This window comes from Streptomyces erythrochromogenes, from assembly GCF_036170895.1.
Taxonomy (GTDB): Bacteria; Actinomycetota; Actinomycetes; order Streptomycetales; family Streptomycetaceae; genus Streptomyces; species Streptomyces erythrochromogenes.
The window spans coordinates 4,048,396-4,069,455 of sequence record NZ_CP108036.1 but is presented as its reverse complement, the minus strand read 5'-3'; the positions used below and the strand labels follow the sequence as shown (position 1 = coordinate 4,069,455).

Here is a 21,060-nt window from a genome sequence, read left to right as displayed (position 1 = left end):
GTGTGGAGTGTGCGGCGGGCTCCGGGGCCGGTCTCCGCTGCTCAGATCTCGTCGGAGTGTGCGCCGATGCCGGCGGGGGTCCCGATGGCGGACTGCCGTGAGCCGGCAGGGCCGGCGGGGGTCGCCGTGTCCACGGTGAGGTGGAGGCGGGTGGCGCCGTCGAGGCCGGGATAGCTGCGCTGTTCCGCTCCGGCGAAGCAGCCGCGGAGGGCTTCCGCGACGGCTCGGGCGGCTTCGGGGGTGTGCGCGATGATCCGTACCTCGGCGTGCCCGAGCGACGGCAGTGTTTCGGTCCCGGTCCGGGTCTCGATGGACTTCACGTGGGCGTGGTTCCCTTCGCAGTGGGCTCAAGGCCGCTGATCGGAGGAGGAGTTCCTCAACGGTCGGCATCCGTGTGTCGGCCCCGACGACCGGTGTTGCCGGGCAGGCCGGGAGGTCTCGGCATGGGTTCGCTGAAGCGGTAGGCCGAGATCCGCGCGTCGTGCTGGGCGTTGAGCAGGTGGATCCAGCGCATGCCGACGGCGATCGCGAGGACGATCACGGCGATGAGGACGAGGGTCTCCACGGAGCTCACCTCCAGCCGTTCGCGGACAGCGGGAGGGCGCTTCGTCCGAACGGCTCCCCGAAGGTGGTCATGCAGGCCCCGCCCTCGTCCTCCCAGGCGGCTTCCCGGCGGCGTGCGTCGCGGGCGCCGCGTCCGATGACGGCTTCGTTGGCCATCAGGACGCCCGCGGTGAGGACGCTGCCCGGGATCGCCGCGGCGGTCATCAGGCGGGCCGCAGCCGCGGGTGCGGTCTCGGGCGGGACGACGAGGAGGTCCCAGCGGCCGATGGTGTAGGAGAGCAGGATCAGCTTGTCGGGGTCCTGTTCGGTGAACCAGCCCACGTGCAGCACGCGCCCGCACGCGGCGACCGTGTGCGGTACGACGGGCCAGCGGGCGGGATTCACGGTGACGCGGGTGACGCGGCCCCAGGGTGCCTCCAGGGCGGCGGCGAGCGCCGGGAGCTCGGCTTCGAGGTCGCGGGAGTAGGGCCACCAGGCCCCGTCGAGCTGGCCGGCGAGCGTGGTTCTGGGGGTGAGGGACAAGCGGACCGGGGGCTCTGCGGCGAGGTCGCGGGGCTCGGTCCGGTCAAGGGTGGTGGTCATGGTGTGGACCTGCCCCCGGACTGCCCGTCGGCAGCCCGGTTTTTAGGCGATCGCCGGAAATGACACCCGCGTGAAAGCCGGTGTGCGAAGTACTCCCGGTGCTTTCACTGTACGCCTGTTCAGCTCGGTTCGGGCCTTCTGACCAGGTATTTTCCGACGGGCGGTGGTGGGGGCGGCGGGAGTACCGTGAAAGGACCACCGGTCTGCGGACGTCGTCCGAACGGCACCGGTGCCGACCTGCGACGCAGTACGGCCGCAGCCCCTGGACGGGTGAACCCACATGGCTGACTCCGAGACCCCCCACACGCCCCCACTGCTCCTGCCGGACGCGATCCACCATGCGATCCGGCCGGGCGCGGCCGTGCTGCGGCTGGAGACCACGCATTCCCGGGAGGGGCTCCTCGACGGCGCCTGGTGGCCGCGGACCCGCGACATCGAAACCGAGTTGCCTGCGCTGATCAGTGTCCTGACCGGGCACCTCGGCCCGATCACCCGGGTGGGCGTGGACGCGTCCGCCTGGAACGGCCTCCCGGCCCGCCTGGTCGTCGACGGCCGGGTCGTGCACCTCGACCCGGATCCGGTCGGCGACGACACCGTGCTCATCACGCGCGGCCACAACGACCACTTCGCCCTGCTGGTGGTTCCGCCGGACACCGCCACCGACGCCGCCCGCGAAGCGATGGCCAGCGCCGTCCGCGCCGACAACATCACGCAGGCCGCTCAGATACTCGTCGCCACCACGCCCGAACCCGGGGACGACGTCGCCGCCGACGGCTGACCCCGATCCACGGCGACCGGTGCTCCGGGCGTGCGGCGCCCCTGGTCAGAGCCCCTCGTCGTGCAGGTCCTCCTCACGCAGCAGGTCGTCCTCGCGGCGCCGCGGACTCTCCTTCTGCCCGGACTTCCGCCCCTGTTCACGGGCTTGCCTGCCCGGTCGGGGCTGCGCGGGGTCACCTGCTCGATGGTGTTCCTGCGCCTGGCTGCCCCGGCTCTTGTCCGGCTCCTGACGCTTGTCCTGCGTACCGTCCATGACGGCGCTCCTCTTGTGCGCGGGGGTACGGGATTCCTCTCGGATCACGCTGCCACGCCCCGCGGAGGTCCGCATCACGTCGACTGCGCGTCGTGGCGCTGCGCGTCGATCGCAGCAGGGTCGAGGGAGTCGACGTCCTCCATGAAGGACAGCAAGAGGAGCCGTCCTGGTCCGAAAGTTCCGCCATGGTCGGTAACCGATGCCCACCGGGCCGCTCGGGCTCAGCGGTCGCGGCTCGCGTGCTTGTGGCCAGAAGGGCATAGGACTCTGGGAATGTTGACGTGGGCCGGCGCAAGACCGCGACCGTGTCCCGCGTACCGCCTTCGTTGACCGGGAGACAAGCATGACCATCAAGGACATCGGGCCGGAACCTCAAAGCTTCGACCTGGAGAAGGCGACGCTCGAGAACACGGACTATCGCGCGGTCGCCTGGTCCGGGAAGTACCTCCAGTTGACCCTCATGTCGATCCCGGTGGGTGAGGACATCGGCTTGGAGGCCCACCCGGAGACTGACCAGTTCCTACGACTCGACGCAGGCCGGGGCCGCGTCCAGATGGGCCGCACGAAGGATCGACTCGACTTCGACCGGGAGGTCGAGGATGGCTGGGCCATCTTCGTGCCCGCCGGCACGTGGCACAACGTCACCAACATCGGTGACGAGACCCTGCAGCTCTACGCCGTATACGCGCCGGTCCACCACGCGTCGGGCAAGATCCATGCGACCGCCGCCGACGCGGAGCGCGACGAGGACTCGGGCAACGACGAGCCGCCGAGCTGGTCGGTCCAGCCCGCCCAGCAGCCATCGGACGAGCACGCCTGACCGGCTGGGGCTTATCGCGACGGGCACCAGCGCGACCGCCACCGTCCACAGGAGCGTTCCCCGGCTCGCTGCTCCGGCCGGAGCGACCCGGCGGAGGGGACGAACAGGGGTGGTGAGGGAGGCCGTCAGTGACCACTCGGCGTCCAATCCGACGCCCCGTTGCGGAACTTAAGGCACGCGAAGGGAACGCGGGCTCGGAGAGGTCCGGACGACAAACCAGCCCCAGGTCGTTGACCTGGGGCTTCGTCGTGGAGCGGGTGGCGGGAATCGAACCCGCGCTACGAGTTTGGGAATCACCCCGTACCTGAGCCTGGAAATGGGCTCTGGCCTGTGGAAACCGTCGGCATCGGGTGTGGCCTGACCGTCTCGTCGGCCCCCTTGGTGACCTCTGCGTACCGTCCCGGCCGGCGCGTTGCGGCACGACCCTCATGCGGGACTGGAACCTGCCCCTCGAAGTCCGTAGTAGCAGTTGCTCTCCGCGAGGTCCGCTGTCGGTGTCGGCCGGCGTGGGGAGCCGTCGTCTTACGGGCTGTCCGCCTCGTGTTCCCTGATCGCCGCCTCTACCAGGGCGCGCGCCGCCCAGGTGATGGCCTCCTCCTCGGCCTCCGGGCCGAGACCGCGGACGTCGCGCAGGGCGATCTGCGCCTCCCAGCCGACCACGATGGTCAGGGCAGAGATCAGCCGCTGGTACGACTCCTGGCTCAGGGTGTCGCGGAGCGGTTCGCAGGCCTGCTCCAGCCACTGGATCCGGCGGGGGCCGCGGCGCGGCCCGGTCGGCTCCGGAGTCTCGCCTGCCGGTTGGTCGACGGTCAGGCGGATCAGTCGGCGGCCGAGGGGGAGCGACTGCGGTGAGTACTTCAACAGCGTCCTTATGAGGGCGTCCACCCGGCCCGCGGGGTCGCCGGCCAGTGCGGGGTCGTTCAGCGCCTCCTCGACCGGGGGCTCGTTGAGCGCGCCGGCGGTCGCGTCGATCAGCAGGTGGTCGAGGCTCGGGAAGTACGCGTAGACCGTGCGCCGCGACACGTCGGCGGCGGCCGCGATCTCGTCGATCGACGGCGTCGCTCCGCCGGCGCTCAGCCGGACCGCCGCGTCGACGATCGCCTTGCGGGTGCGGCGGCGCTGCGCTTCACGCCCGCCGCGGCGGACCGGATCGTCACTGGTCATCGTGGCCTCTCGCTCCCGGATCGGGTCGGTGGGGTCTTGACGCCCCCTCAGGGGATAAGTATATCTTCATGCAGTCGCTGCACAGCAGTGCAGGGAGCGCACAGTCGTGAACGTGATGGCGGGGCAGGCCAGTTCAGCCGTACCTGTCACAGGAACCGGGGCGTCGGTGTCTTGAGGCCGACCCCTTGAAGTGGAGGACGCACCATGAACGAGAACACCGATGTGGTCGTGGTCGGCGGAGGGTACGCGGGCGTCATGGCGGCCAACCGTCTGACGCAGCGCGGTGACGTGACGGTGACGCTGGTCAATCCGCGCCCGGACTTCGTCCACCGCATCCGCCTCCACCAGCTGGTGGGCGGGACCGACACGGCGGTCGTCGGCTACCGGGAGGTCCTGGCCGAGGGCGTACGGCTGGTGGTCGACAGCGTGACCCGGATCGACTCGGCCGGGCGTGCCGTGGAGCTGGCGGGCGGCGGCACGGTCGGCTACGACTACCTGGTCTACGCGGTGGGCAGTGGCAGCGCCGACCCGAGCGTGCCCGGGGCGGCCGAGTTCGCCTATCCCATCGGCACCTTCGAGGAGGCCGGGCGGCTGCGGCCGGTCCTCGACGCCGCGTCCGCGACGGCCGCGGTGACGGTGGTAGGAGCCGGTCCGACCGGCATCGAGACCGCCGCCGAGCTTTCGGGGGCGGGCCGCGCCGTGACGCTGGTGTGCGGCGGGGAGCTCGGCCCGTACCTGCACCCCCGGGGCCGGCGCTCGGTCGCCCGGCGGCTGGCCAGACTCGGGGTGACCGTCCTCGACGGCCCCGGCACGAAGGTTACGGCCGTGACCCGCGACGCCGTACGGCTCGCCGACGGCCGCACGCTGTCGAGCGAGGTGACCATCTGGACCGTCGGCTTCGGCGTACCGGACCTGGCAGTGCGCAGTGGGCTGAGCACCGACGCCCTGGGCAGGCTGCTCACGGACGAGACGCTGACCAGCGTGGACGACGTACGTATCATCGCCGCCGGGGACTCGGCGGCGCCGTCGGGCCTGCCGCTGCGGATGAGTTGCCAGGCCGCGATGCCGATGGGCGCGCGCGCCGCCGACACGGTGCTGGCCCGGATCGCGGGTGAGCGGCCCGAGACCCTCAACCAGTCCTTCGCCGCCCAGTGCATCAGCCTGGGCCGGGCAGACGGCATCTTCCAGTTCGCCAACCGGGCCGACGTCGCGGTGTGGTTCAACATCGACGGCCGCCTGGGCGCGAAGCTCAAGGAGACGGTGTGCACGGGCGTCGTCAAGCACCTGGCCGACGAGGCGGGCAAGCCCGGCGCGTACCGCCTGCACCGCCTCTCGGGAGGCGCCACGCGACAGCGACTGCTCCAGGCCGCGCAAGCCGGGCAGGCCGAAGCGCCGGTGGCGGTGGCCGCGCCGTGAGCATCGGGGCGCAAGGCGACGACAGGATGGCGTTCGGCCGTTTCCACGATGCCGTGAACAGCGGCGATCCGGAGGTCATCTCGAAGACGATCGACGGGGTCGTCGAGTCGGACGTGGTGTTCCACGCGCCGATACCGACAGGTGTGCCGGGGGCGCAGGCACCCAAGTACCGGTCGTACGGGTGGGCGCCGCCGTGGCCGGGCTCGGCTCGCTCCTCGCCCTGATCCTCGGGGTCTCCCGCACGACCTGGCCATGGCCCGCGACCGGTACCTGCCGCACGCCCTGCCGCCATCCACCCGAAGTTCCAGGTGCCGCACCGCGCCGAACTCGTGGTCGGGGCCGTAGTGGCCGTGCTCGCCGCGAGTGCAGACGTACGCGGGGCGATCGGTTTCTCCTCCTTCGGCGTGCCCGCCCGCTACGCCGTCGCCAACGCCTCCGCCTGGACCCTCGCCCCGGACGAGGGCCGACCGGCGCGGATCATCCCGGTCGTCGGGCTGGTCGGCCTCCTCGTCCTCGCCTTCGCCCTCCCGGCCCCCTCGGTGATGTCCGGCGCCGCGGTGCTGGCCGCCGGCGCCGCTGCCTACGGGGTACGGCGTGTGGTGGCCGCCCGCAGCGCGTGACCGTCGCGAGCACGTATCCGGGGTGGTCAACGGGCGCGGCGGGAGCGGGTCAGAGCCCGCCCGCCCAGGGCAGTGCCGGCCAGCCCGAGCAGCAGAGCCACGTAGGCGCCGCCAAGCCCGTTGCCGGTGCCGAGTCCACCGTCAGCGGTGGCCGCGACCAACCCGCCGAGAGCCATGGCGATCAGCCCTGCCACTATCGCCGCCGTGGCCCCGAGCGACCCGTTGGCAATGCCGAGACGACCGGCGGGCCGGGTCGTCGCCAGCACGGCGATGACCACGGCAGCCAGCCCCAGCAGCCCGCCGGTGGTGGCTCCGAGCCTCCCGAGGCTGAAGTCGGTGACGCCAGCGGCGACGGGCTGGACCGAGGCGTGCGCTGCCGCAGGTGTGGCAAGGGCAATGCCGAGCCCGCCGAGCAGGGCGGCCGGGGCGGCGGCGAACAGGCGACGAGCGGACATCAGGGTGCTCCTTCTCTTCCCACGACTGGATGCGCTTCGAGCATGTCGGCCGGGCCCCTGGCCGGTCGTCCGGCAGGCGCAGGCACTTCGCGCTACCACGGACGCGGCACGTGCTGCGGAGCTACTGCGTGCGTGGTACCGGGTGCTCGTCCGCGAGCGGGATTCGACTGCGGCGTCCCCGGGCTACGGTGCGCCCATGAGCAAAGGACCGTTCCGCGTTCGGGCCGGTGTCAGAGACTGGCTGATGGCCATGGGCGTGGCGGCAGCGCTGCTGTTCACCGGGCTGTCCGGGCAGCACTCCGCCACAGGACTCGACCTGCTCGGATACGTGTTGCTGGCGGTGGGCGGCCTGGCTCTCGCCGCCGGACGGCGGGCTCCGGTTCCCGTCCTCGCCGTCACCGGGCTGTGTGCGGTGGGGTATCAAGCGGCGGGGTTCGACGTGGCGGCCGTCGCGTTCCTCTTCGCGGTGTACGCGGCCATGCGGGCGGGGCACCGCCTCGTCACGGTGGTGACCAGCGTGGCCGTGCTGGCCTCTCTCCCCCTCGCGGCCCTGATATCGGGCCTGCACGACAAGGGCGAGGCGTTCGCGCAGGCCCGGGGCGCCCTCCAAATCGCCTGGCTCATCGCCGCCGGCGCCGCCGGTGAAGCCCTCCGGCAGGCCGAGCAGCGAGCCGACGAAGCCGAACGCACCCGCGAGGAGACCGCGCGACGACGTGCCGACGAGGAAAGGCTGCACATCGCGCGAGAGCTGCACGATTCGCTCACCCATCAGATCTCGGTCATCAAGGTGCAGTCCGAAGTCGCCGTCCACGTGGCCCGCAAGCGCGGCGAACCGGTCCCGGAAACCCTGCTGGCGATACGGGAAGCCGGCAGGGAAGCGTCCCGGGAACTCCGCGCCACACTGGAGGCGCTCCGCGACGACGACACCAGCCCACCGCACGGTCTCGACCACATCCCCGAACTGGTGGCACGGCACGGCAAGACCGGTCTGCAGGCGACCCTGACGACCCAGGGCCAGCCGCATGACGTGCCGGCCGCGGTGGGTCGGACCGTCTACCGGATCGTCCAGGAGTCGCTCACCAACATCGCCCGTCACGCGGACGCGACCACGGCGTCGGTCCGCATCGACTACCGTCCGGACGGTGTCGCCCTCCAGGTCGACGACAACGGCAAGGCCACGCCGGACACCGCCCCCGTGCCCGGCATCGGACTGCTCGGGATGCGCGAGCGGGTCACCGCCCTCGGCGGTCGCCTCCGGGCGGCGCCGCGCGACGAGGGCGGCTTCACCGTCCGGGCCGAACTCCCCGTGGAACGAGCATCGTGATCCGTGTCCTGCTGGTCGACGACCAGCCGCTCATCCGCAGCGGATTCCGCGCGCTCCTCGCCCTCGAAGACGACATCGAGGTCGTGGCCGAGGCCGCCAACGGCCAGGAGGGCCTGGCGCTGGCCAGAGAGCACCTGCCCGACATCGCACTCGTCGATATCCAGATGCCGGTCCTCGACGGCATCGAGACGACCCGGCGCATCGCAGCCGATCCGGCACTGGCCTGCGTCCACGTCGTCATCCTCACCAACTACGGCCTGGACGAATACGTCTTCAACGCCCTGTCCGCCGGCGCCGCCGGATTCCTCGTCAAAGACATCGTGCCGGAGGACTTCCTGCACGCTGTCCGCGTGGCCGCGCGCGGCGACGCCCTCCTTGCCCCCTCGATCACCCGCAAACTGATCAACCGGTACGTCACCCAGCCGCTCCCCACCAACACGGGGCCGGGGCTGGAAGAACTGACCGGCCGAGAACGGGAGGCCGTCGTTCTGGTTGCGCACGGCCTGTCCAATGACGAGATCGCGGCTCGCATGGTGATCAGCCCGCTGACCGCGAAGACCCACGTCAACCGCGCCATGACCAAGCTCTACGCCCGCGACCGCGCCCAGCTCGTGATCCTCGCCTACGAAGCCGGCCTGGTAACCCCGCGCAGCTCGCCACCCCACCTCGGGTAGATGCGTTGCAAGGCTCGTCGCGTGCTGTGATGTGCGATCAGAGGCTCGGACGGATCTCAGATCCCGTCTCTGTACGGCCTCTTGGGGCAGTCAGACTGCCCATGTGACGGACACCGGGCATCCGGCTGGACAGGCCGCGGGCGGCGAAGAGCAGGGGGGGGAAGATGCCCCAGGCGAGGGCGTCGTTGAGGTTGTTGACGAGGCCGGCCTGGCTCGCGGCCGAGAGGGCTTTGTCGCGGAGGCTGGTCAGGCGGGCGATTTGCCCGGTGGTGAGTTCCCCGTCGTGGCCGCCGCCCGTGGGGTTGGTGTGGCGGACGGCCCTCGTCCCCGGCGGAGCCACCGGCATCGGCGCCGAGATCGGACGGGCCCTCGCGGCCGCCGGCTCCACCGTCGCCGTCAACCACCTCGGCCAGGACTCCGAACCCCACGTCCTCCTCGCCGCCTTCGAGCGCGACGGAAGCCCAGGCATCGCCGTGAACGCCGACCTGACCGACCCCATCGCCGTGCAGACCACGGCCGACCTCGTCCGCGCCGAGATCGGCCCCGTCGACATCCTCGTCAACAACGCCGGCTCCTACCCCGGCGTGCCCTGGCAGGAGACCGACGAAGCCGCCTGGAACTACTTCCTCGACGTGACCTCACCGCCCATTACCGCACCTGCCACGCCCTGACCCCGGGCATGATCGAACGCTGCTGGGGCCGGATCGTGAGCATCGGCAGCGTCAACGCCCGCGCTGGCCGCACCAACCTCGTCGCGTACAGCACGGCGCAGGCGGGCCCCTCCGCGTCGTTCATCACTGGGCAATCCGTCCACGACCACGGCGGCTGGCTGCTGCACTGAGACCGCCAACAAGCAAAGGAGACAAAGCCGAATGATCGAACGAGTCCGAGCCGTCCTCGTCACCGCGGACGACACGATGCTGGTCATCCGCCGCACCAAGCCGGACGTCCCCGAGTACTGGGTGCTCCCCGGGGGTGGCGTCGAAGCCAGCGACGAGTCCCGTGAGGCGGCCCTCCACCGCGAGATCCACGAGGAGATCGCGGGGAAAGCCGACATCATCCGCCTCTTCCACACCATGGAATCCGACAAGGAGCGTCAGCTCTTCTACCTCGCCCGCATCACGACGTGGTCCTTCGAAGACCGCACCGGCCCTGAGTTCAGCGCCGAGGGCCGCGGCGAATACGCGCTGGAGGAGATTCCGCTGAGCGTGGAGGGGCTCGACGGCATCGACCTCAAGCCAGAGGAGATCGCTTACGTCCTGCGGGGTGCCATCGGTGCCGGCACGCTCGGAGCTGGGGCCGTGTTCTGGTCGTAGGGCCATGCGGACATGCCACCGGGGCCAACGCTGAAATGCGTTGGCCCCGGTGGCATTGGTCAGAAGGCGTACGGAGTAAAGGAACGAGCGGGCTCGATCATGAGGCCGAGCAGCCGATCGAGTTCGGCCTTCTCGTTCGCGGAGAAGGAGCCCGACGGGCTGCTGTTCGTGGTGTGTGTGGGGAGAGAGAAGGGAGCGCCGTTCCGGCGCACGTCCTTCGGCCGCAATTGGGCCAAGGCCCGATCGAAGGTCGGCCTGCCGAAGGACTTCCGCTTCTACGACCTGCGCCACACCACGGTGCGCGCCGCCCGCCAGAAGGCGTCGCCGAAGCCGAAGCTTGCGCGGGAAGCGCTCCGTGCGCCCACGCAGCCCCTCGGCATGCAACCCAGTCGAGGGGCTGCGTGGCCCGTGATCGGGGACCATTCGGCCCCTGCCAGTAGTGGGGCGGCCCTGGATGATGTGAGTGAAGGCTGTCGTGCCCCTCGGGGAGGTGCATGGTCATGATGTTCTGGTACGACCACGACATCAGCGGCTGGGGCTGGTTCGCGATGTCTGCCAGCATGATTCTCTTCTGGACGCTGATCATCACTGTTGCGGTGCTGCTCTTCCGGGCCCTTGCCCGCCCCCAGGAGCACACTCACGAGCCTGCGACGCCGCCTCCCGAGCAGATCCTGGCCGCCAGGCTCGCTCGTGGCGAGATCGACGAGGACGACTACCGACGCCGCCTCGGCACCCTGCGCCAGGCCGGGCCCGACCCGAAACCATGAAGGTGCGCGGGCGCAGGCCCCGGACGGAAGTGACTGCTCCCGCGCTACAGCGGGCCGGGCGTGGCGGGCACGTTCAGACCCGCATCACTGTCACGGAGGCCGCCGAATTTACCGGGGGCCGCGCTGCCGTTGCGGGGCCGCCGCGCTGGCCACAGGCTGCCGGAAGGGAATGCTCTGACCGAACGGGCCACCGACGTACCGGGGAGGTGAACGGTCATGCGACACCCGCGGGATTCCGAGCCGAGCGATGTGGGCAAAGAGCGCAGGACGGCAGTGCTGGACGTGCGGGGCATGGTCCGCGCCACCCAGCAGAACACCGTCGCTGCTGTGCTGGGCCGTCGGCCGGGTGTGATGGACGTAGAGGTGAACCCGGTGGCGCAGTCGGCCACCGTGGTCTTCGACCCGCGGCGGACCTCGCTGGCGGAGCTGCGCGGATGGGTGACCGAGTGCGGCTACCACTGCGCCGGCCAGTCGGTGCCGGCCCACATCTGCGACCCGATGGACGAGCCGGATCCGCCCGGTCCCGCGAGGGCAGCCGAAGTCGTGCGCCCCGCGCCCGCGGGGCACGAACCGGAGGGCGTGCCGTCACCCGATGAGGCGATGGGCCATGGCGGTCATGCGGGGATGTCGATGGCGGCCATGGTGGCCGACATGCGCAACCGCTTCCTCGTCGCGGTGATCTTCTCCATTCCGATCGTGGTCTGGTCCCCGATCGGCGAGGAGGTCTTCGGCTGGCACGCGCCCGTGCCGTTCGGGCTCCGTCAGGACGTGTGGGCGCTCCTGCTGAGCCTGCCGGTGATCTTCTACTCGTGTTCGATCTTCTTCGTCGGTGCCGTACGTGCCCTGCGCGCCGGAACGCTGGACATGATGGTGCTGGTGGCGGTCGCCGTCGGCGCGGGCTGGCTGTACTCGCTGATCGTCACCCTCACCGGCGGCGGCGAGGTCTTCTACGAGGCCGCCACCGTCCTGGCGTCCTTCGTCCTGCTCGGCCACTGGTTCGAGATGCGCGCCCGCGGTGGCGCCAACGACGCCATCCGCGCGCTGCTGGACCTCGCCCCGCCCAAGGCCGTCGTCCTGCGGGACGGCGAACCCGTCGAGATCGCCACCGCCGAGGTGGCCGTCGGTGACCTGCTGCTCGTACGCCCCGGCGCGAAGATCGCCGCGGACGGGCTCGTGGAGGAGGGCGAGAGTGAGGTCGACGAGTCGACCGTGACGGGGGAGAGCCTGCCGGTGCACAAGGCGCCGGGCTCAGCCGTGGTCGGTGCCACCCTCAACGCCAACGGCACCCTGCGGGTACGGGCGACCAGGGTGGGCGCGGACACCGCACTGGCCCAGATCGTCAAGCTGGTCCAGGAGGCCCAGAACTCCAAGGCCCCGGGCCAGCGGCTCGCCGACCGCGCCGCGTTCTGGCTGATCTTCGTGGCCCTGGTCGGCGGCGGACTCACCCTCGCTGTCTGGCTTCTGGCGTCCGATCGGCCCTTCAGCAGCGCGATGCTGTTCGCGATCACCGTGGTCGTCATCACCTGCCCGGACGCGCTGGGCCTGGCCACTCCCACCGCGATCATGGTCGGCACCGGCCTGGGGGCCAAGCGGGGTGTCCTGTTCAAGAACGCGATGGCCCTGGAAGCGTCTGCCGGGATCCAGACCGTGGTCATGGACAAGACCGGCACCCTCACCAAGGGCGAACCCGAGGTCACCGAGGTGATCACCGCACCCGGCCGCGACGAGGACGAGATCGTCCGGCTGGTCGCGGCGGTCGAGCGGGAATCCGAGCACCCGCTGGCGGAGGCGGTCGTACGCCACGCCGAGTCGCGCAGCGTGGGTCCGGCACAGGCCCGGCATTTCGAGAACGTGCCCGGCCACGGGGCGACCGCCGTGGTCGACGGCCACCGGATCGCCGTGGGCAACCGCCGACTGGCCGAACGCGAAGGCGTGGACCTCGGCCCGCTGGCCGCCCGGCGGGACGAGCTCGCAGCCACCGGCCGCACCGTCGTCATCGCCACGATCGACGGCCTGGCCGCCGCCCTCATCGGCATCGCCGACGCACCACGGGAGACCTCTTCGGCCGCCGTGACCGAGCTGCACGCCCTGGGCGTCGAGGTCGTCATGCTCACCGGCGACAACCACGCCACCGCCGAACGGATCGCGCAGCGCCTGGGCATCGACACCGTCATCGCAGAGGTCCTTCCCGGCGACAAGGCCGCCACCATCGCCGAGCTCCAGCGCGGCGGACGCAAGGTCGCCATGGTCGGCGACGGCGTCAACGACGCCCCCGCCCTCGCCCAGGCCGACCTCGGCATCGCCATCGGCGCCGGCACCGACGTCGCCATCGAGACCGCCGACCTCGTCCTGATGCGCTCCGACCCACTGGACGTCCCCACCGCCCTGCGCCTCGGCCGCGGCACCCTGCGCAAGATGCGCCAGAACCTCGGCTGGGCCATCGGCTACAACGCCATCGCCCTGCCCATCGCCGCAGGCATCTTCGAACCCGCCACCGGCCTGGTCCTCCGCCCCGAGATCGCCGCCCTGTCCATGTCCGGATCCAGCATCATCGTCGCCGTCAACGCCCTCGCCCTCAAACGCCTCCGCCTGCCCCGCCCGGTTCCTGCGAACCCGGCAGATGGAGGCGATGACCATGGCCCGTGACCGGGCCGAGGCCGCGCTGCGCCGGGTACGAGTGCGTCCTACAGCAAACGTAGGAGAGCGGAGAGGCCCGTTCGGGGGACCCTGATCGTTCCCATGGCTCGCCGACTTGCACGGCTTCCACGGCCCCAGTTGGCGGCATGCTCCCAGGACCGGAACCACGGGGCGGCTGAACAGGCCACGGCCGGCGGTGCCGGCCCGGTGGTCCGAGGCAGGCCTCGGACCATGCTGCTGCGGGGGCTCCCAGCATGAGCACATGGTTGCCAGTGACGCCCAGCAGTCCGAGGCAGGAAGGGAAGCAGTGTCCCGCGACGACATCGAAACCGGCGGTGTGTCTTCCGCACCGACGGTCGGAGGGAACGAGGCAAGTGGCCCTCTCTCCGGATCGCACCGTGAGAAGGCCTCCGAGGACTCCCACCCGGTTGCCGACCTGGTCGAGCGGGCGGCCGAGCTGGTCGAACCGATCAAGCCGAAGCTACGGGGCTGGTTTCACGCCGGCATGGTCCCCGCATCGCTGGGCGCGGGCATCGTCCTCATCTGCCTGGCAGGGACACCGCAGGCAGTCTTGGCCTGCACCGTGTACTCCGTCACCGCCTGGCTGCTGTTCGGGACGAGCGCCGTCTACCACCTCGGCACCTGGGGACCACTCGGTGAGGCTGTTCTGCGCCGCCTCGACCACGCGAACATCTTCCTGATCATCGCCGGCACCTGCACCCCGCTCGCCGTACTCCTTCTCCCCCTGACCAGCGGTCCGTCCTGCTGTGGATCGTGTGGGCGGGCGCTCTGGCCGGCATCGCCTTCCGTGTCCCGCTCACAACTCCGTCTCCTCATCCTCGGCTCGAAGGTGGCGGCCACAGCCACACCGCTGACTTGATTCGTCCATCCCCATGCCCCGGTGTGGACCGCGCAACCGAGTCCTCAGAGGATTCCGGAGGTGCGCACGACGCCGGCAGCCGTGCGGCGGTTAGCGAAGTCGAGAGTCGAGGCACGCTGCCCGGTGGCGTCTCACCAGCGCATACACACCGATTCCGCCGACATCCCCTGTGTGGGGCCGGTGCGCTGTTCGGGTGAACCAGGCAGGCAGTACGGCCTGCACCGGCAGCAGCAGACACCCGGCGTGCGGGTGCTCGGGCAGGGTTGAGAACCGGTCGGCCCAGCGGGTCCCTCGGATGCACGGAGCAGCCTTCGACGAGGCAGCAGTGGACGACCGCAAGGCCTCGGGCGCTCCGGGAACAGGGTCAGGGCGCAGTTCTCGTGGCGAGACCGGATCCCACGACGTCGGAGGAGGAGAGGAGCGGCCATGCCACCAACTGAGGTTGGGGACACAGACGACCGTCGGGGGCGCGTCGACTGCGAGCGGCAGACGGAGATGGACCTGGCCGGCGCGCTCGCGGCGGCGGAAGCCGCCTCCCCGGTCGAATCACTGGACGTTGTGGCGCGGATGCTCCGGGACCGTCTGAACGCTGCAGCGGTCTCGTTCCTGATCGTCGACTTCACCGGGTCGTCGGTGGTGCGGCTCGGCGCGTCTGACAGCGTCGAGTCCGACGAGCCCCCTGAGCGCATCGCTCTGCCCGGCACCCTCTACGGGGACGTGCTACGCACACAACGGCCTGCCCTGCAGCGACAGAGCGGCGGTGGCCCCGTCAGGGTCGTGGCGCCGGTCACCAACCGCGGCGACGCCATCGGCATGCTCGAGCTTTTCCTGCCGGATCATCCCGACGAGGACGCGATGCGGCAGATTGGCGCGACCGCGCACGCCCTGGCTTACATCGTCATCGCCAACCGGTCCTTCACCGACGTCTACCAATGGGGCCGCCGCACTCGGCCCCTGAACCTGGCTGCAGAAATCCAGCACCGGCTCCTCCCCGCCTCACTGGCATGTGAGGCGGCCCAGTTCACGGTCGCCGGAGCACTGGAACCGGCGACGCACGTCGGCGGTGACACCTTCGACTACGTCGTCGACCGCGACGCCATGCAGCTCTCCGTCACCGACGCCATGGGCCACGACGTGGAGGCCGCCCTCCTCGCCACCCTGGCCGTGGGCGCCCTCCGCAGAGCCAGACGCGCCGGCGCCGAGCTCGAAGAGCAGGCTCACGAGGCCAACCAGGCAGTCATCGACAACGGCAGGCAGGGCTTCGTCACCGGGCAGCTGCTCCACGTCAGCCTGCTCGACGGGACCACCCAGTTCATCAACGCGGGGCACCCCTGGCCGCTGCGCCTGCGACACGGGACGGTTGACGTGATGATTCCCGAGGTGGACCTACCCTTCGGTGTCCAGCCCCGTACCGCCTACCGTGTGCAGCGGCTGGACCTGCAACCGGGGGACCGGCTCGTGATGCTCACCGACGGCATGCTCGAGCGCCGCGCTGTGCATGCCGACCTGCCCTCCCTGATCGTACGCACAGCCGACCTCCACCCCCGCGAGGCCTCCCGGGCCCTGGTCGCAGCGGTGCTGCACGCCCACGGTGGCCGGCTCCAGGACGACGCCACGGTCATGTGCTTGGACTGGCACGGCACCCATCAGGCCACGCGCAGCGCTGACGCCGGGGCGGATCTCACAGAAGCGTCAGCGCCTGAATAGCACTCCGTCCCCAACCCAGCTTGCAGCCACGGTCCGACGATGACGGACCGAAGCGGGGTGGTTGCGCGAACGTCGCCCGCTGAGCGCGGCGGCATGCCGATGCCTGCGGGCACCCTCGCCTCAGGCCGAGGGCGGCTGTGCGGATGATTCGGCGGCGCGGCGGTATTCGGCGTTGATGCGCTGGGCTTCCTCGAGCTGGTCTTCGAGGATGATGATGCGGCAGGCGGCATCGATCGGGGTGCCCTGGTCGACGAGTTCGCGGGCGCGGGCGGCGATGCGGAGCTGGTAGCGGGAGTAACGGCGGTGGCCGCCCTCGGAGCGGAGCGGGGTGATGAGGCGGGCTTCGCCGATGGCGCGGAGGAAGCCCTGGGTGGTGCCGAGCATGGCGGCGGCCCGGCCCATGGTGTAGGCGGGGTAGTCGTCGTCGTCGAGACGGCCGAACGAGTCGTCTGCTGTCATTGAACCTCTCTCATGGAACGCGTGGAGGGGCCCTGGTGCCGTACGGCACCAGGGCCCCGAAGGAACTACTACACCATCTGTCGGCCCTGATACTGCGCCGACCCTGTGTTTCCGCCGACCCGGCCGACACGCTGCCGGGAATGCGGGGATCGCGGTTGCTTGACCGGAGACCACCTCACTATCGATGTCCTGCGGTACCCGGGCTCAGACTTCCGCCCGGGCGATCCTGATGGTGCTCGGCTCCTCCGTTCTTCCCTCGGTGATCAACTGATTACTGCGGTACTGCTGGTGGCCTGACCCAGCGCCACTCTCCGGCAGCCAGCCCCGTCGCCCATCGTGCGTCTGCTCTGGCTTAGAACCCCACTGCCGAACTTCCCGGTGCGCGCGCCCGCAGCCGACGCCTTCACCGAGGTGCTGCTCACTTACTTCACTGCTGGGTACTGCGAACTGCACTTACTTCGGGTACTGCCACTGCGTTAACTGCGGTACTTCTCTCGGCGGCCCCTGATCACTGCGGGCCCCCCGGTCCGGTCGTCAGTCCCGTCGCCGTCCTGCAACAACCCTGGCTTCGGAACTCCACCACCGCACCGTCCTGCGCACTGCAACTGCGGTTACTGCTGCCCGGCAGTTCGTCTCTGCCGGGCCCTACTGTCTCTCTGGGCTACGAAAGAAACCATAGCCAGGCCACCGCCCAATGTCTACTTCAGCCGCCATAGATTTTTACATGGCGAGCGAGGAGGTAATCGAACTCGAACGCACGGCCGATGGGGGGTCTGCAGATGCGCAGCACAAGGAGCGGCTGGGGGAGGCAGTGCTGCCCCGGGCGGAGGGCGCAGCCGCAGAGCGGTTGGCTGCCTTCCGGTACACGCGCGCCGAAGGCCTTCCCGTAGCCCGGCACGCGCCCGTGACCAGATCCCCGGAGAAGCCGCGAACCAGGGCGCACTCCTCTACACGCAGCTCGTTGAGGAACGGGCTGTCCGCGGCGCCACCGTCCCCGCCGCTCCGACCCGCTGTGGCAGCGTCTGGCCTCTGCCCAACCCCTCGGGTGCAAGACGGAAAGCACCTGGCGCCAGCTCCCCCAGGCGGGGGAGCGCCGCCCTGTGGAAGGCACAGCCGAGTCGGTTCATCCGGAGGCTCTCACGTGATCCACGCTTCTCTGGTGTGCCGGGGCTGCTTCGGCACCCTCTACGCCGTCACTACCATCTGCGCCCCGGCCGCACGGTTGCCCACCTGGGAAGTCGACCACGACCACACCCCGACCTCATGTCCCCTGCGCCCTCTCCTGCCGCTGCAAGGGGTGGCCGCTCACGTCTACGAGCTCCCCGAGGCCACCCGCGTCCTGTCCGAGCCGGCCTGACACGATCCCGGCTCGTCACCACCGCCCTCCGCCACGCTGGCACGCCTCCGTGAGCTCCGCGCAAACCGCCTCGACATCCAGGTCATCGTCGAAGACCCCCGTCGCTTCGGGTCGGGCCGTGGTGCCCCGTCTGTTTAGGAGGGAGCCCACCGGTCATACGGGGTTCTGTAAGAACCTTCCATCGAGCAGGGAGTGATCAGCTGTGTCTGGTGAGCAGAAGGCCGAGGCAAAGGGCGAGCAGGCCAAGGGCAAGCTCAAGGAGACCGCTGGCCGCCTGACGGAAAACGAGCGGCTGACCGCCGAGGGTCGCGCGGAGCAGGCCAAGGGCGATGCCCGCGAGGCCAAGGAGAAGGTCAAGGACACCTTCAAGCACTGACCCTCGCGTGCACGGGCCGGGACCGGAGTATCGGTCCCGGCCCCATTGCGTGTCCGCGTGCAGCCGGCTCCGGTCAGGCGGCGGCGCGCTCAGGCCGGCGCAGTTGCGCCTGTCCGAAGAGGAGCGCGTAGTCGTCGGGAAGTCGCTGGAGGATGCGGGCGAGGAGGTCGGGTCCGGCGAGCGCGGTGACGGTGGCGAGTACGGCGCCGGTATCCCAGCGGGCGACAGCGGGGCTCACGCCGGTCCGTGCGGCCAGGTCCTTGACGAAGCCCCAGCCGGTGAGCTGCTCGGTATCGGGGATCTGGGCGGTCAGGACGAGGGCGGCTTCGACGGGCAGGCACTGCGCGAGGTCGACGCGCTCGTCACCCGTGACCTGCCGGCCGAGCCCGGCAAGAACGGTACGGACGGCGTCTTCCGCGCGTTCGCGGGTGGGGTAGGCGCCCTCGTAGCGGACGCGTTCCAGCATCTGGTCGAACGTCATGGCGGTGGTGGGCCGGTCCGGTCGAGGCTGGTCGTACATGGTGCTGCGATTGCCTTTCTCTTCGAAGGTTCAGGTTCGGGCCGTCGAGGCCGGTCAGGTGGGCTGGGGGTGGCCGAAGAGGAGGTCGTATCCGGGCGGGAGCTGGAGGAGGACGTCGCGCATGAGGACGTCTCCTGCCGCGGCGGCCGCGGTGGACAGGACCGCTCCGGTGTCCCACAGTGCCGTGTTCTCGGTGGCGCCTTCGATCCAGGGCGCGGCCGCGCGGACGAAGCGTTCGGGTGATAGCGGTTCGGCGGCCTGCAGGGGATTCAGGAGGGTCAAGGCGTACGCCTCGGGGAGCCGGGCGGCGAGCTCGGCTCGCACGGTGCCGACGAGGTGCGCGCTCAGCAGGGCCAGGACGACGCGGGCCGCCCGTTCGGCTTCCGACAGGGTCTGTACTCGCCGCGTTCCTGGACGTGGGCCAGGAATGCTTCCCTGCGGATCGACATCGCGTCACTCCGGGGAGGGGTGAAGGGGGCGAGGGGCGCGGAGGACGGGGTGCCGGAGGGGATCGGTTCCCCGTCCTCCGCCGCTGCGGGGCTGGTCAGCCGGAGATCTGCTTGCGGCCGGACTCGCCGCCGATGCTGATCTTGCGGGGCTTGGCGCGCTCGGCGATCGGGATCCGCAGGGTCAGGACACCCGCGTCGTAGTCGGCCTCGATGTGCTCGGTGTCGAGGGTGTCGGCCAGCATGACCTGGCGGGAGAAGACGCCCAGGGGTCGCTCGGAGAGCTCCATCTGTACGCTGTCGGACTTCCCCGTGGGTCGGCGCTCGGCCTTCACCGTGAGCATGTTCCGCTCGACGTCGATGTCGATCGCCTCGGTGTTCACGCCGGGGAGGTCGAAGGCGATCACGTACGCGTCGCCCTGCCGGTAGGCATCCATCGGCATTACGGAGGGCTTCGACCACGTGCCCGACGCACCCGACAGCTGCTGAACGATCCGGTCCATCTCGCGGAACGGGTCAGTGCGCATCAACATCGCGAAACACCTCCAGTTGGTTCAGGCAGAAACTGCCAATGCGCTTCAACGTGCCTCCGTTGTAACATGTCATCGAAACGATGACAAGCAATCAGTCATCGGGAGGACGACAATCGGCGGAGAGTGCCATGAACGAAGCCAGCCAGCCGGCCACACCGGTCCCTTTCCCCGCTGCGGCGACGGCCTTGCGAGCCATCGACCAGGCCGTGAGGCACGCGCAGCGCTCCTCTGCGAAAACGCCCCCGGCCGAGCTGGCAGGCGCTGGCCCGCACCCGGCGCTGGCCGCGCTGTTGATGCTGCGCGAGGTCCGTGAACAGCTCGCCGGCTGGGAGAGCGGCCTGATCGAAACCGCCCGGGGCCAGGGCGCGAGCTGGGCCGACCTCGCCGGCCCCCTCGGGGTCGCCAGCCGCCAGGCGGCCGAACGCCGCTATCTGCGTCTGCGCCCCGGCACGGCCGGAAGCACCGGCGAGGAACGCGTCCAGGCCACCCGCGACACGCGTGCCGCAGACCGGGTCGTCACGGCCTGGGCCCGTGACAACGCGGCCGACCTGCGCCGGCTCGCCGGCCAGATCACAGCCCTCACCGGCCTCCCCGCCGCCGCCGCGACTGCTGTCGGCGAACTTAACCGGGCCCTGGCCGACAACGACGCAGCCCGCCTCATCCGGCCCCTGACCGACACCCGGCCACACCTGCGCCCCGAGGACTCGGCTCTCGTCGATCACCTCGACGCCATGACCCGACACACCGACCACCTCCGCCAGGACAGCCGCGACCGGCGCAGCACCTGACCGCGCATACGAACCGCAGCCCGGACCCCGACAAGATCAGGGCCGCGCAGCAGCAGCTGCGCGGCCCTGATTCGGTACGCCTCGGATCCTGCCGACATCGCAGGGGTCCGTTGTTCGGGTCGAGCGGTACGAGCTGCAGGGGGCAGCCTTACGTGCCGGTCTCGGTGCCCGCGGGTGGTGAAGGTCAGGCCGGGGTGATGTTCTCGGCCTGGGGGCCCTTCTGGCCCTGGGTGACGTCGAATGTCACGACCTGGCCCTCCTGGAGCTCACGGAAGCCCGAGGAGTTGATGGCGGAGTAGTGGGCGAAGACGTCCGGGCCGCCGCCGTCCTGGGCGATGAAGCCGAAGCCCTTCTCCGCGTTGAACCACTTCACAGTTCCCGTAGCCATGTCTCTTGCCTTCCAGTCGATGAACGCCTCCCGCTCCATGCGGGAGGCGGAGGTGATCGCCCTGGTTCCTGCGGCACAGCACAGCAAAACGCCCACGCCGAACGCGTGGGCAAAGGGGAACTTCCGAACCACGACAGCTGACGCAGACGCTACACGTCCGCGACGGGCTGTCACCAGAGGGCGCGAGCACGCGTCACGACCCCGACGTGCACGGGCGGTCGTGCCCGCCGAGACCGG

At 70.4% G+C, this 21,060-nt stretch carries 25 protein-coding genes and 4 pseudogenes; 18 read left to right on the top strand and 11 right to left on the bottom strand.

What is annotated here, in order from left to right:
- Positions 1 to 41: 41 nt before the first annotated feature.
- From OHA91_RS18390 to OHA91_RS18380, 3 genes are read right to left on the bottom strand one after another with little or no spacing between them, the layout of a single operon-like run.
- Positions 42 to 320 carry a hypothetical protein gene (locus tag OHA91_RS18390; RefSeq protein WP_051893426.1) on the bottom strand — a complete coding sequence of 93 codons (279 nt, stop codon included), beginning with the start codon at positions 318 to 320 and terminating at the stop codon, positions 42 to 44.
- Positions 321 to 376: 56 nt separating this feature from the next.
- Positions 377 to 565, bottom strand: a complete 189-nt coding sequence (locus OHA91_RS18385) for a hypothetical protein (RefSeq protein WP_328739629.1) — start codon at positions 563 to 565, stop codon at positions 377 to 379.
- Between the two features lie 5 nt (positions 566 to 570).
- The gene (locus OHA91_RS18380) at positions 571 to 1,146 is read right to left on the bottom strand and encodes a DUF5994 family protein (protein ID WP_031154807.1); all 576 of its coding nucleotides are present in this window, start codon (positions 1,144 to 1,146) and stop codon (positions 571 to 573) included.
- 280 nt (positions 1,147 to 1,426) lie between these two features.
- Here OHA91_RS18380 and OHA91_RS18375 point away from each other — a divergent pair, with 280 nt between their 5' ends.
- A complete protein-coding gene (locus OHA91_RS18375; protein ID WP_328739628.1) occupies positions 1,427 to 1,924 on the top strand; it encodes a DUF5994 family protein in 498 nt (165 codons plus the stop codon).
- Between the two features lie 45 nt (positions 1,925 to 1,969).
- Here the strand turns inward: OHA91_RS18375 and OHA91_RS18370 are convergent, their stop codons facing one another.
- The gene (locus tag OHA91_RS18370) at positions 1,970 to 2,176 is read right to left on the bottom strand and encodes a hypothetical protein (RefSeq protein WP_078959477.1); all 207 of its coding nucleotides are present in this window, start codon (positions 2,174 to 2,176) and stop codon (positions 1,970 to 1,972) included.
- Between the two features lie 343 nt (positions 2,177 to 2,519).
- On the opposite strand from OHA91_RS18370, the gene OHA91_RS18365 reads away from it, so the two are divergent.
- Positions 2,520 to 2,996: a cupin domain-containing protein gene (locus tag OHA91_RS18365; protein ID WP_266499217.1), complete on the top strand. Its 477-nt coding sequence runs from the start codon at positions 2,520 to 2,522 to the stop codon at positions 2,994 to 2,996.
- A 522-nt stretch (positions 2,997 to 3,518) separates the two neighbouring features.
- Here OHA91_RS18365 and OHA91_RS18360 read toward each other — a convergent pair.
- Positions 3,519 to 4,160, bottom strand: coding sequence for a TetR/AcrR family transcriptional regulator (locus tag OHA91_RS18360; RefSeq protein WP_031154819.1), 642 nt, complete (start codon positions 4,158 to 4,160; stop codon positions 3,519 to 3,521).
- Positions 4,161 to 4,364: 204 nt separating this feature from the next.
- On the opposite strand from OHA91_RS18360, the gene OHA91_RS18355 reads away from it, so the two are divergent.
- From OHA91_RS18355 to OHA91_RS18345, 3 genes and pseudogenes are all read left to right on the top strand, one after another.
- Positions 4,365 to 5,576, top strand: a complete 1,212-nt coding sequence (locus OHA91_RS18355; RefSeq protein ID WP_031154820.1) for an NAD(P)/FAD-dependent oxidoreductase — start codon at positions 4,365 to 4,367, stop codon at positions 5,574 to 5,576.
- Between the two features lie 26 nt (positions 5,577 to 5,602).
- Positions 5,603 to 5,800, top strand: a complete 198-nt coding sequence (locus OHA91_RS18350; RefSeq protein ID WP_328739627.1) for a hypothetical protein — start codon at positions 5,603 to 5,605, stop codon at positions 5,798 to 5,800.
- A pseudogene (locus OHA91_RS18345) lies at positions 5,722 to 6,196 on the top strand (amino acid permease); the annotation flags it as partial. The gene OHA91_RS18350 and the pseudogene OHA91_RS18345, both read left to right, overlap by 79 nt.
- A 26-nt stretch (positions 6,197 to 6,222) precedes the next feature.
- Here the strand turns inward: OHA91_RS18345 and OHA91_RS18340 are convergent.
- On the bottom strand, positions 6,223 to 6,651 hold the full coding sequence (locus tag OHA91_RS18340; protein WP_328739626.1) for a DUF6223 family protein: 429 nt from the start codon (positions 6,649 to 6,651) through the stop codon (positions 6,223 to 6,225).
- Between the two features lie 196 nt (positions 6,652 to 6,847).
- On the opposite strand from OHA91_RS18340, the gene OHA91_RS18335 reads away from it, so the two are divergent.
- The 10 genes and pseudogenes from OHA91_RS18335 to OHA91_RS18290 all read left to right on the top strand — a co-directional run bounded on the left by OHA91_RS18335 (position 6,848) and on the right by OHA91_RS18290 (position 15,956).
- Entirely contained in the window at positions 6,848 to 7,975 is a 1,128-nt protein-coding gene (locus OHA91_RS18335) for a sensor histidine kinase (RefSeq protein WP_328739625.1), read from the top strand.
- Positions 7,972 to 8,649: a response regulator gene (locus tag OHA91_RS18330; RefSeq protein WP_266499197.1), complete on the top strand. Its 678-nt coding sequence runs from the start codon at positions 7,972 to 7,974 to the stop codon at positions 8,647 to 8,649. The genes OHA91_RS18335 and OHA91_RS18330 overlap by 4 nt, the downstream gene beginning before the upstream one ends.
- A gap of 266 nt (positions 8,650 to 8,915) precedes the next feature.
- Positions 8,916 to 9,320 carry an SDR family NAD(P)-dependent oxidoreductase gene (locus OHA91_RS18325; protein WP_328739624.1) on the top strand — a complete coding sequence of 135 codons (405 nt, stop codon included), beginning with the start codon at positions 8,916 to 8,918 and terminating at the stop codon, positions 9,318 to 9,320.
- Between the two features lie 8 nt (positions 9,321 to 9,328).
- Positions 9,329 to 9,490 (top strand): hypothetical protein, encoded by a 162-nt coding sequence (locus OHA91_RS18320; protein ID WP_328739623.1) that lies wholly within the window; start codon positions 9,329 to 9,331, stop codon positions 9,488 to 9,490.
- A gap of 31 nt (positions 9,491 to 9,521) precedes the next feature.
- Positions 9,522 to 9,965 (top strand): NUDIX hydrolase, encoded by a 444-nt coding sequence (locus tag OHA91_RS18315; RefSeq protein ID WP_031154831.1) that lies wholly within the window; start codon positions 9,522 to 9,524, stop codon positions 9,963 to 9,965.
- 135 nt (positions 9,966 to 10,100) lie between these two features.
- Positions 10,101 to 10,469, top strand: a pseudogene (locus tag OHA91_RS40045) (hypothetical protein); the annotation flags it as partial.
- Positions 10,466 to 10,732, top strand: coding sequence for an SHOCT domain-containing protein (locus OHA91_RS18305; protein WP_209441537.1), 267 nt, complete (start codon positions 10,466 to 10,468; stop codon positions 10,730 to 10,732). The pseudogene OHA91_RS40045 and the gene OHA91_RS18305, both read left to right, overlap by 4 nt.
- Positions 10,733 to 10,948: 216 nt before the next feature.
- A complete protein-coding gene (locus OHA91_RS18300; RefSeq protein ID WP_328739622.1) occupies positions 10,949 to 13,378 on the top strand; it encodes a heavy metal translocating P-type ATPase in 2,430 nt (809 codons plus the stop codon).
- A gap of 298 nt (positions 13,379 to 13,676) precedes the next feature.
- Positions 13,677 to 14,182: pseudogene (locus OHA91_RS18295) on the top strand (hemolysin III family protein); the annotation flags it as partial.
- 562 nt (positions 14,183 to 14,744) lie between these two features.
- A complete protein-coding gene (locus OHA91_RS18290; RefSeq protein ID WP_266499182.1) occupies positions 14,745 to 15,956 on the top strand; it encodes a PP2C family protein-serine/threonine phosphatase in 1,212 nt (403 codons plus the stop codon).
- Between the two features lie 120 nt (positions 15,957 to 16,076).
- On the opposite strand, the gene OHA91_RS18285 is transcribed toward OHA91_RS18290, so the two are convergent.
- The gene (locus OHA91_RS18285) at positions 16,077 to 16,415 is read right to left on the bottom strand and encodes a MerR family transcriptional regulator (protein ID WP_031154847.1); all 339 of its coding nucleotides are present in this window, start codon (positions 16,413 to 16,415) and stop codon (positions 16,077 to 16,079) included.
- Positions 16,416 to 17,556: 1,141 nt separating this feature from the next.
- Here OHA91_RS18285 and OHA91_RS18280 point away from each other — a divergent pair.
- Both OHA91_RS18280 and OHA91_RS18275 read left to right on the top strand, forming a co-directional pair.
- Positions 17,557 to 17,772, top strand: coding sequence for a hypothetical protein (locus OHA91_RS18280; protein WP_328739621.1), 216 nt, complete (start codon positions 17,557 to 17,559; stop codon positions 17,770 to 17,772).
- Between the two features lie 202 nt (positions 17,773 to 17,974).
- Positions 17,975 to 18,148: a CsbD family protein gene (locus OHA91_RS18275; protein WP_266499177.1), complete on the top strand. Its 174-nt coding sequence runs from the start codon at positions 17,975 to 17,977 to the stop codon at positions 18,146 to 18,148.
- Positions 18,149 to 18,221: 73 nt separating this feature from the next.
- Here OHA91_RS18275 and OHA91_RS18270 read toward each other — a convergent pair whose 3' ends face one another.
- From OHA91_RS18270 to OHA91_RS18260, 3 genes and pseudogenes are all read right to left on the bottom strand, one after another.
- Positions 18,222 to 18,668: a DUF2267 domain-containing protein gene (locus tag OHA91_RS18270; protein ID WP_266499176.1), complete on the bottom strand. Its 447-nt coding sequence runs from the start codon at positions 18,666 to 18,668 to the stop codon at positions 18,222 to 18,224.
- A gap of 54 nt (positions 18,669 to 18,722) precedes the next feature.
- A pseudogene (locus OHA91_RS18265) lies at positions 18,723 to 19,117 on the bottom strand (DUF2267 domain-containing protein).
- A 95-nt stretch (positions 19,118 to 19,212) separates the two neighbouring features.
- Entirely contained in the window at positions 19,213 to 19,647 is a 435-nt protein-coding gene (locus OHA91_RS18260; protein ID WP_266499175.1) for an Hsp20/alpha crystallin family protein, read from the bottom strand.
- 128 nt (positions 19,648 to 19,775) lie between these two features.
- Between OHA91_RS18260 and OHA91_RS18255 the strand changes: the two genes are divergently transcribed.
- A complete protein-coding gene (locus OHA91_RS18255; protein ID WP_266499173.1) occupies positions 19,776 to 20,435 on the top strand; it encodes an HSP18 transcriptional regulator in 660 nt (219 codons plus the stop codon).
- Between the two features lie 184 nt (positions 20,436 to 20,619).
- Here OHA91_RS18255 and OHA91_RS18250 read toward each other — a convergent pair whose 3' ends face one another.
- Positions 20,620 to 20,823 (bottom strand): cold-shock protein, encoded by a 204-nt coding sequence (locus tag OHA91_RS18250; RefSeq protein ID WP_030303412.1) that lies wholly within the window; start codon positions 20,821 to 20,823, stop codon positions 20,620 to 20,622.
- Positions 20,824 to 21,060 lie beyond the last annotated feature (237 nt).